The organism is Pseudorhodoplanes sp. (assembly GCF_050250235.1).
Lineage (GTDB): Bacteria > Pseudomonadota > Alphaproteobacteria > Rhizobiales > Xanthobacteraceae > Pseudorhodoplanes.
Window position 1 is genome coordinate 1 of record NZ_JBFWPA010000193.1, and the last position, 8,601, is coordinate 8,601.

The 8,601-nt window shown below is 62.4% G+C and carries 11 protein-coding genes and 2 tRNA genes; 5 read left to right on the forward strand and 8 right to left on the reverse strand.

Translation table 11 applies throughout. The features are described 5' to 3' along the window. The first annotated feature begins 53 nt into the window (after positions 1-53). From AB7F49_RS35805 to AB7F49_RS35820, 4 genes are all read left to right on the forward strand, one after another. A complete protein-coding gene (locus tag AB7F49_RS35805; protein WP_428531565.1) occupies positions 54-449 on the forward strand; it encodes a TIGR02300 family protein in 396 nt (131 codons plus the stop codon). Positions 450-550: 101 nt separating this feature from the next. Further along, a tRNA-Ala gene (locus AB7F49_RS35810) sits at positions 551-626 on the forward strand. A gap of 137 nt (positions 627-763) precedes the next feature. After that, entirely contained in the window at positions 764-1,189 is a 426-nt protein-coding gene (locus tag AB7F49_RS35815; protein ID WP_428531568.1) for an Hsp20 family protein, read from the forward strand. 49 nt (positions 1,190-1,238) lie between these two features. After that, positions 1,239-1,484 carry a DUF1150 family protein gene (locus tag AB7F49_RS35820; RefSeq protein WP_428531571.1) on the forward strand — a complete coding sequence of 82 codons (246 nt, stop codon included), beginning with the start codon at positions 1,239-1,241 and terminating at the stop codon, positions 1,482-1,484. 58 nt (positions 1,485-1,542) lie between these two features. On the opposite strand, the gene ptsN is transcribed toward AB7F49_RS35820, so the two are convergent. The 7 genes from ptsN to AB7F49_RS35855 form a co-directional block, all read right to left on the reverse strand. Further along, a complete protein-coding gene (ptsN, locus tag AB7F49_RS35825; RefSeq protein ID WP_428531574.1) occupies positions 1,543-2,001 on the reverse strand; it encodes a PTS IIA-like nitrogen regulatory protein PtsN in 459 nt (152 codons plus the stop codon). 99 nt (positions 2,002-2,100) lie between these two features. Beyond that, entirely contained in the window at positions 2,101-3,621 is a 1,521-nt protein-coding gene (gene rpoN / locus AB7F49_RS35830) for an RNA polymerase factor sigma-54 (RefSeq protein ID WP_428531577.1), read from the reverse strand. Positions 3,622-3,728: 107 nt separating this feature from the next. Next, on the reverse strand, positions 3,729-4,652 hold the full coding sequence (gene lptB / locus AB7F49_RS35835; RefSeq protein WP_428531580.1) for an LPS export ABC transporter ATP-binding protein: 924 nt from the start codon (positions 4,650-4,652) through the stop codon (positions 3,729-3,731). A 222-nt stretch (positions 4,653-4,874) separates the two neighbouring features. Further along, on the reverse strand, positions 4,875-5,552 hold the full coding sequence (locus tag AB7F49_RS35840; protein WP_428531583.1) for an LptA/OstA family protein: 678 nt from the start codon (positions 5,550-5,552) through the stop codon (positions 4,875-4,877). Next, positions 5,549-6,238, reverse strand: a complete 690-nt coding sequence (lptC, locus tag AB7F49_RS35845) for an LPS export ABC transporter periplasmic protein LptC (protein ID WP_428531586.1) — start codon at positions 6,236-6,238, stop codon at positions 5,549-5,551. The genes AB7F49_RS35840 and lptC overlap by 4 nt, the downstream gene beginning before the upstream one ends. A 165-nt stretch (positions 6,239-6,403) precedes the next feature. Then, positions 6,404-7,018, reverse strand: a complete 615-nt coding sequence (locus AB7F49_RS35850; protein WP_428531589.1) for a ribonuclease D — start codon at positions 7,016-7,018, stop codon at positions 6,404-6,406. A gap of 22 nt (positions 7,019-7,040) precedes the next feature. Further along, a tRNA-Leu gene (locus AB7F49_RS35855) sits at positions 7,041-7,125 on the reverse strand. Between the two features lie 138 nt (positions 7,126-7,263). Here AB7F49_RS35855 and AB7F49_RS35860 point away from each other — a divergent pair. Next, positions 7,264-8,235 (forward strand): complex I NDUFA9 subunit family protein, encoded by a 972-nt coding sequence (locus AB7F49_RS35860; protein ID WP_428531592.1) that lies wholly within the window; start codon positions 7,264-7,266, stop codon positions 8,233-8,235. Positions 8,236-8,262: 27 nt separating this feature from the next. Here AB7F49_RS35860 and AB7F49_RS35865 read toward each other — a convergent pair. After that, positions 8,263-8,601: undecaprenyl-diphosphate phosphatase (locus tag AB7F49_RS35865; RefSeq protein ID WP_428531595.1), on the reverse strand; the 339-nt coding region annotated here is incomplete at its 5' end.

Genomic DNA, 8,601 nt, shown 5'->3' on the forward strand with positions numbered 1-8,601 from the left:
GCAAGCGGTCAAGGGAAACACCCTTTCCAACGGACCCTTGAGGATTCCAACCCGTGGCGAAACCGGAGCTCGGCACCAAGCGCCTGTGTGCTTCCTGCGGCGCAAAATTCTACGATCTCAGCAAAAGCCCGATCGTCTGCCCCAAATGCGGCACCGTTTTCGAGGTGGTTGCGCCCCCGGTCCGGGCACGCGCGGAGGCGGCTCCCCGCACCGCGGCCAAGCCGGCTCCTGTCGTCATGGCCCCGGAAACGGCCGACGCGGAATTCATCTCGCTGGAGGACGCGGATGCCGAAACGGCAGGCGCGAAGGTGGCGGATGGCGCGGAAGGCGAGGATGAGGACGTGGAGGTCGGGGAGACCCTCGACGCCTTCATCGAGGAGGGCGAGGAGGGAGATGCCGACGTGACCGACATCATCGGCGACGGCATCGAGAAGGAAGAGGAGACTTGAGGCTTCGTTGAATTTGTGATTTCAGGGCAACAGGTTTGCCGCGACGCGGACCTGCTGCCAGGAAGGCCGCGACGATCCCTGCTGTCGCGGTCAAGGCAATCGGGGCCATAGCTCAGCTGGGAGAGCGCCTGCATGGCATGCAGGAGGTCGGCGGTTCGATCCCGCCTGGCTCCACCAGCCTCCCCCGGCCCTCACTGGCGGTTCTTGAAGGTTCGGATGTCCTGACCCATATAGGGATCATTCCCGGGCGGGTTCGTCCGGGAAAAAGGGGTGCCGCAAGGGCCCGTCAAAGTCGCTTCGAAGAGGGCTTTGAGATGTCTCGAGTTCCGTCGCTTTCCAGTCCGTTTTTGCTCGGATTTGATGAGATCGAGCGTGTGCTCGATCGTGTGGCGAAAGCCGCCGATGGTTACCCGCCGTACAACATCGAGCGCCTCCCGAAGGATGATGGCAATCCCGAGCGGCTCCGCATCACGCTTGCGGTGGCGGGCTTTACGCTCGATCAGCTCGAGGTGACCGTCGAGGAGAACCAACTCGTAATCCGCGGCCGTCAAAGCGAGGACAAGGGCCGTCAATATCTGCATCGCGGCATCGCCTCCCGACAGTTCCAGCGCACATTCGTGCTGGCTGACGGAATGGAGGTGCGCCGCGCGGATCTGAAAAACGGCTTGCTGGCGATCGATCTTGTCCGCCCGCAACCGGAGCGCCTGGTGCGGTCTATCGCAATCAAGGACCATGAGTGAGGAACGAAGTCCCCGTTCCGCACTTGACAGACAAGAGAGGAGTCGAGGCATGAGCAACGACCCGATGACACCGCAAGCTTTTGCCGTCCTGGGCGGGGGTAAAATTGCGTATGTGAAGCCGATCCGGTCCGAGCAGGTGCATGATCTCTATCCGGAAGCGCCCGAATTGCAGCCCGGATTGCAACTGTTCGCCTTGCACGCTGCGGACGGCACGCCGATCATGGTGACCGACAGCCGCGAAGCGGCGATCGCCAATGCGTGGAGTCACGAACTCGAAACCGTGAGCGTCCACTGACATGGCGGGTGTCGTGCCCGGCTCTGGCCGGGCACGGACGAGCAGCATTTTCCAAAACCTAACCTTGAGTCAAATCTGCCGTCAGCACGGCATAACGCGCTTCCGCATCGCGTGATTCACGCAGCGGGCGCGCCACGTCCGGATCGCGCAAAAGACGCGCGACCCGCGCCAGCGCCTTGAGATGATCGGCACCGGCGCCCTCCGGCGCGAGCAGAAGAAAAATCAAATCGACCGGCTGGCCATCCAGCGCCTCGAAATCGATTGGACGATCGAGACGCGCAAAAACGCCGAACAGCTTGTCGAGATTGGCAAGCTTGCCGTGCGGAATGGCGATGCCTTGTCCGATCCCCGTCGAACCCAGCCGCTCCCGCTGCAGCAGCGTCTCGAAGATGGTCCGCTCGTTCAGTCCGCTGACCTGGGCGGCGCGGGCTGAGATTTCCTGAATCGCTTGCTTTTTCCCATTGGCCTTCAGCGCCGGAATAACGGCGTTCGGCGCGACAAGATCGGTGAGCGGCATGGAACCGGTCCGGAACGTCTGGGAATAGGTGGTGGAAGGGGGCGGGTATACGGAGGGTGCCCCGCGCCGTCAATGGGTGCCGGAACGTCCGGCGGCGAATCAAGGCGTCGCCACGCGCTTTTCGCGCCGACGCTGCACGGATGACGGGATTCGCATGGCTTCGCGGTATTTGGCGACGGTCCGCCGTGCGATGTCGATGCCGGTCTCGCGCAGCTTCTCCACAATCGTATCGTCCGACAGCACGGCGTCCGCGTCCTCGGAATCGACCATTTGCCGGATGCGGTGACGCACGGCTTCGGCCGAATGCGCTTGCCCGCCATCGGCTGCCGCGATGGCCGAGGTAAAAAAATACTTGAGTTCGAAAATTCCTCTGTTGGTGGCCATGTATTTGTTGGTCGTGACGCGAGAGACGGTGGATTCGTGCATCTTGATCGCATCTGCGATCATCTTGAGATTGAGCGGACGCAGATGCTGAACGCCATGAGTGAAGAATGCGTCCTGCTGCTTCACGATCTCTGCTGAAACCTTGAGGATCGTCCGCGCGCGTTGATCCAGCGCGCGAATGAGCCAAGTGGCCGTTTGCAGGCAGTTCGCCAGGTAATTCTTCTCGGCGATATTGGCGGCGCTTTTCGAGACGCGAGCGTGATAGTTCTGGTTCAACAAGACCTTCGGCAGAGTGTCCGTATTCAATTCCACTAGCCATCCACCGTCCGGCCCTTGCCGCACGAATACGTCGGGCAGGACCGGCTGCACCTCGGCGGAGCCGAATGCGAGGCCCGGCTTGGGGTTGAGGGCGCGGAGTTCGCCGATCATGTCGGCCAGATCCTCCTCATCGACGTTGCAGGTGCGCCGCAGCGCCGCGAAATCGCGCTTTGCGAGCAGATCGAGATGACCGACCAGAGCCGCCATAGCCGGATCGAAACGATCACGCTGTCTCAACTGGATCGCAAGGCATTCGCTGAGATTGCGCGCGCCGATGCCGGGCGGATCGAAGGTCTGGATGATCGCAAGCGTCGCCTCGACGTCGTCGCGCGTCACGCCAAGCTTCTCACAGATTGCAGCGAGATCATCCTTCAGATAGCCGGCTTCGTCGATCAGATCGATCAGATATTGACCGATGAGCCGGCGCACGGGGTCTGCGATGGCGAGAACAAGCTGGGACGCAAGATGATCGACAAGCGTGACTTCCGCCGCGACGAAAGCTTCAAGATTGTAGTCGGACGCTGCGCTGCCGCCGCTACTCGCCCATTCCGGCGATCCGCCGATGTCCGGCTCCCGTGATTTCGCCAGGGGTTCGTCGTCATCGGCGTAGACATTGTCGACGGCATTGCCGAGCCGGTCTTCGACCCCGTCCGGGCTCGACACTGCCTCGTCGGCAAAGCGATCCGTCGCGGCAAGTTCCTCGGAGGGCTCTGCGCGGTTTTCCCGCGTCTCGCCCTCGGGAGCAGAGCTTTCATCGCCGCTCGAACGCTCCAGCAACGGATTACGTTCGAGTTCCTCCTCGACATAGGCCGTCAATTCCAGGTTCGAGAGCTGCAGCAGCTTGATGGCTTGCATCAGCTGCGGCGTCATCACGAGCGCCTGGCTTTGCCGGAATTCGAGTCGAGTCGTCAGGGCCATGAAAGGCTTTTAGCCTTCCGGCATGATTTGTGCATGTTAAAAAATGAGGCCAGTTATGCCCGCAGTTAACCGGCCATTAACCGGAACGGAACGGCCAGGGCCGAATCCTAAAGCCGGAATTCGTCCCCCAGATAGAGCCGACGGACATCCGGATTGTTCACGATGTCGTCTGGCCGTCCCTCCATTAGGACCTCTCCGGAATAAATGATGTAGGTCCGGTCGGTGAGCCCGAGCGTCTCGCGCACGTTGTGATCGGTGATGAGCACGCCGATGCCCCGATAGGTCAGGTGCCGGACCAGAGCCTGGATATCGCCCACCGCGATCGGGTCGATGCCCGCGAACGGCTCGTCCAGCAGCATGTAGCTCGGCCGGCTCGCCAGCGCGCGGGCGATCTCCACGCGCCGTCGCTCGCCGCCCGATAGCGCAATGGAAGGTGTCTTGCGCAGCCGCGTGATGTTGAATTCTTCCAGCAGCGCGTTGAGGTCGTATTCGCGGCGCTTCTTGTCCGGTTCGACCACTTCGAGCACCGAGCGGATGTTGTCCTCGACATTCAGGCCGCGGAAAATCGAAGCTTCCTGCGGCAGATAGCCGATCCCCAGCCGCGCACGCTGATACATCGGCAAGGCCGTCACGTCGTAGCCGTCGAGCTCAATGCGGCCGCGCTCGGCCTTGATCAGCCCGGTGATCATGTAGAAAACCGTCGTCTTGCCCGCTCCGTTGGGACCCAGCAGCCCCACGGCTTCACCCCGGCGGACATAGAGGCTCGTGCCCCGCACCACCTTTCTCGATCCGAACGTCTTTTCGAGACTGTGAGCCGCGAGATAGCCCGCCTTGGCGGGTCGGTGCACGGGAGCTGGCGCGGCAATTCGCGGACGGGGAGGTCCGGGCGGCCGCACCGCCGGTTCCGACCGGGCGACAGCTCGCGCAGCCTCGCCGCCTGGGATCGGATTGCGTCCCCGCTCGTGGACCGTTTTGCTGCGGAAATTGGCCTTGCGCAGCCATCCGCTGCTGCGCCAGCTATCGGCGATCATTGCCCTTGCTTCCGCCAGCCGGTCAGCCAACGATAGCTTGCGCCTGCGCGCGGCATCGCGGCGATGGCGGCCCAGGCGTGTCAGAATCTCGTCAAGCAAACTGGCCTCAGAATTTCGCTAACCGGCGCCATGTGTAGCGGTTCGCGGCCGAAAACGCGACCGGCCGAGCCCGATACAATAGCCCTGGCGGGACCTTCCGGCGCATTGGCGGGGTCAGGGACGTCAATAGATCGGCGAACTGCGCGATGCAGCCGGTTTTGCCGCTTCGGACGCGCGCGTGTTGGTTTTGCCTTCTGACTTTTTGTCTTTGGCGAGGCCTTTGAAACTCGCATCATTCGGATTGATGAGCATCTGCACGCGTCCGTTGGATTTGCCGGCCTCGACGGTCGAGATTCCGCTTTCCAGGTTCACCACCAGCCGTTCTCCGCGCATCACGTTCTGGCCCTTGCTGACCGTCACGTTTCCCAACAGCGTCACAGTATTGGCGCGCATGTCGAATATTCCCGTATCGCCCGTCGCGATCTGGTCCTTCTGCGTCACCACCACGCCGCCCTTGGCTTCCAGCCGGCGAATCTGCTGCGCGCCTTGCGGTCCGGGCGTCGCCGCCTTCATGGCCCCCGGCGTGGCTTCCTGATCGTAATAAACGACCAGCAGCTTCGCCTTCATATTCGTATCGCCTTGTGTGACGTTCACGCCACCGCTGAAAGTCGCAACCTTGTCGCGATCGCGGACCTCCAGGGTCGCAGCTTCGATTTGCACCGGCTGATTGCGGTTTTGCGAAAAGCCCTGCAGCGCGTTGGGGATGCCCTTGCTTGCCTGCGCGGCGGTCGGCTCGGCAGGCAACATCAGCGCGCAAAGCATCGCCAATCCGTGAAAGGCTGAAAGGCCCCGCATTTTCATGGCGCATCCGCTTTCGCGGATTGCTCCGGCTTGGCAAGCATCATGTTCATCACGACGCCGCCTTCAAAACGGACGATATCCCCGGCATCGATCACCTGAAGCCGGTTGGCGTTCAGCGTGCCCTGAAGCATTTTCACTTCGACCGGCTTTTCGGAAACGATGTTGCCCTTGCGGATGTCGATCACGGCCTCGCTCAGTCGTCCCTGATAGCCGGTCGACGACGACAGCATGATGTTCTGTCCCAGCGTGAGCATTTCGGACTTGGCATTGTAAAGGCCGCTCACCGCCGACATTTCCATGACGCTCTTGTCCTGCATGTCGAGCTTGGCGCGGATTTCGCGCAATTCCACAAGATCGGGTTTCGTCACGTCCTGCGCGGCGGCTTCCGCGCTGAGTTCATAGGCCCGCTGATCGCGCGTATATCCGGCAAGGCGCGGCGTCTGCATGGTGATCTTGGTGCCCGATACCGCGAGCTTGCCCAGACTGACCGGCAGATCAGCCAGGAAGCGCAGCGGATTGAGCCAACTCGCGAGCGTCACGCCGAGCAGGACGACCACCACGCCGACCGGAATGACGATGCGCAAAACGCGCACCATCCGGCTATGGCGCGCAGCGCCGCGATACGCGCGGTCGCTGTCGCGGATCGCGCCGATATAGCGGCCTTCGTCATTCCCGCTGTCGGTCATCACTCAGCCGGTCCCCACGGCAGTATTTTCTCAGGCGGTGCAAATCAGCGCATTAATATCGCGCAATCCACGCCTGAAACGGCACTTATTTCCCCGATTGGTCAATATTATTGCCGCCGACGCTAAAATCGCCCCCGAATATGGCCCTGACACGGCGGCATGGGGTCAGGAATGGGCGAAAATGTCTTCCTCGGCCCACCCGGCCAGATCGAGGCGCGCACGGACCGGCAGGAACCTGAAACAGGCCTGGGCCATCTCGGCCCGGCCTTCGCGGGCCAGCATGGCTTCCAGCCGGTCCTTAAGTTGATGCAGATAAAGAACGTCGCTCGCCGCGTAGGACAATTGGGCCTCGGAAAGCGTTTCAGCCCCCCAGTCCGACGATTGCTGCTGCTTGGACAGCTCGATTCCGAGGATTTCCCGGACGATATCCTTCAAGCCATGCCGGTCCGTATAGGTCCGGGACAGCCGGGACGCGATCTTGGTGCAGAAAACCGGCTCCGGCATGACGCCGAAGGCATGATAGAGCGCTGCGAGATCGAATCGCGCGAAGTGGAAGATCTTGACGATCCCGGGGTCTCCGAGGAGCTTTTTGAGGTTCGGCGCGGCCGCGCCGCCACGGGGAATTTGCACGATGTCGGCGCTGTTGTCGCCCGGAGAAAGCTGCACGACGCACAACCGGTCCCGGTGCGGCTCCAATCCCATCGTCTCGGTATCGATCGCAACCGCGCCCTTGTAACGGGACAGGTCGGGAAGGTCGCCGCAATGCAGGCGGGTCGTCATGCTGTCTCCAGCGAAATGCGAGTGGTGCCCAGGAGAGGACTCGAACCTCCACGGCTTGCGCCACTGGTACCTGAAACCAGCGCGTCTACCAATTCCGCCACCTGGGCCCGCCGGACACATACGGGGCGGCCTTCGCGCTTGTCAATGTTGGGGTCGGCCGTGGCGGGATAGCTTTCCTTGCCCGCATTCCGGTCCTATAGAGCTTTCGTCATCCATCCCGCGTCCCGAGCCAGGCGTCCTTCGTCATGACCGCTAAAACCCATCTCGATACTCTGGTCACGATTTTCGGCGGCTCGGGCTTTCTCGGTCGGCATGTCGTGCGGGCCCTGGCCAAAAAGCGCTATCGCATCCGGGTTGCGGTGCGGCGGCCGGATCTGACCGGATATTTGCAGCCGCTCGGCGGGGTCGGGCAGATCCACGCGGTGCAGGCGAATCTCCGTTATCCGCCGTCGATCGAAGCGGCCGTGCGCGGCGCCGACATCGTCATCAACCTCACCGGCATCCTGTTCGAACGCGGCCGTCAGCGCTTCGACGCGATCCATCATGTCGGTGCCGAACACGTCGCGCAGGCTGCCGCGCTCCACGGCGCGCGACTGATTCACGTGTCGGCCATCGGCGCGGACGAGAACTCGCCTTCCGCCTATGGGCGCTCGAAGGCGGCAGGCGAGACAGCGGTTCGCGCCGCGCTGCCTGCAGCGACGATCATCCGTCCTTCGATCCTGTTCGGCCCAGAAGATGATTTCTTCAACCGCTTCGCCAGCCTTGCCCGCTTCTCGCCGGTCCTGCCGCTGATTGGCGGCGGAGCGATGCGGATGCAGCCGGTTTTTGCCGGGGATGTCGCGGAGGCGATCGCCGCGGCGGTCGAAGGAAAAGCACAACCGGGCGCCCCTTACGAATTCGGCGGTCCGGACGTGCTCACATTCCGCCAGCTCATGGAGTACGTGCTACAGACGACCGGCCGGAAATGTCTGCTGGCGCCCCTGCCATTCGGCTTGGCGAAAATGCAGGCGAGCATCCTGCAATTCGTGCCGAAGCCGCCGCTCACGCCGGATCAGGTCGAAATGCTGCGGGCCGACAACATCGTCTCGCCCGAGGCGGAGCTCGCCGGACGCACCCTGCAGGGACTTGGCATCACGCCGACCTCGATCGCCGTGGTCGTACCGACCTATCTGTGGCGCTTCCGCAAGACCGGACAATTCCAGGGCCGTGCCGCCTGATCGTCCCGCTGGAATTCGCAGGGCCGGTTATTTTCCAAGCAGCAGCGCGGCGAGGCCTACTCCGCCGACAAACAGCCGCCACCAGCCAAACAGCGCGAAGCCGTGGCGCGACACATAGTCAAGCAGCGACTTCACGACGATCCATCCACAGATGAACGAGGTGACGAATCCGACGGCAACGAGAAGCGTGTTGCTCGCTGTCATCTGGCCGTGATTCTTGTAGAGATCGTAGGCGAAGGCGCCGGCCATTGTCGGCATGGCGAGATAGAAAGAGAATTCGGCGGCCGAACGCTTGTCGGCGCCGAGGAACATTGCGGACACGATGGTCGCCCCCGATCGCGACACGCCAGGGATCATCGCAAGACA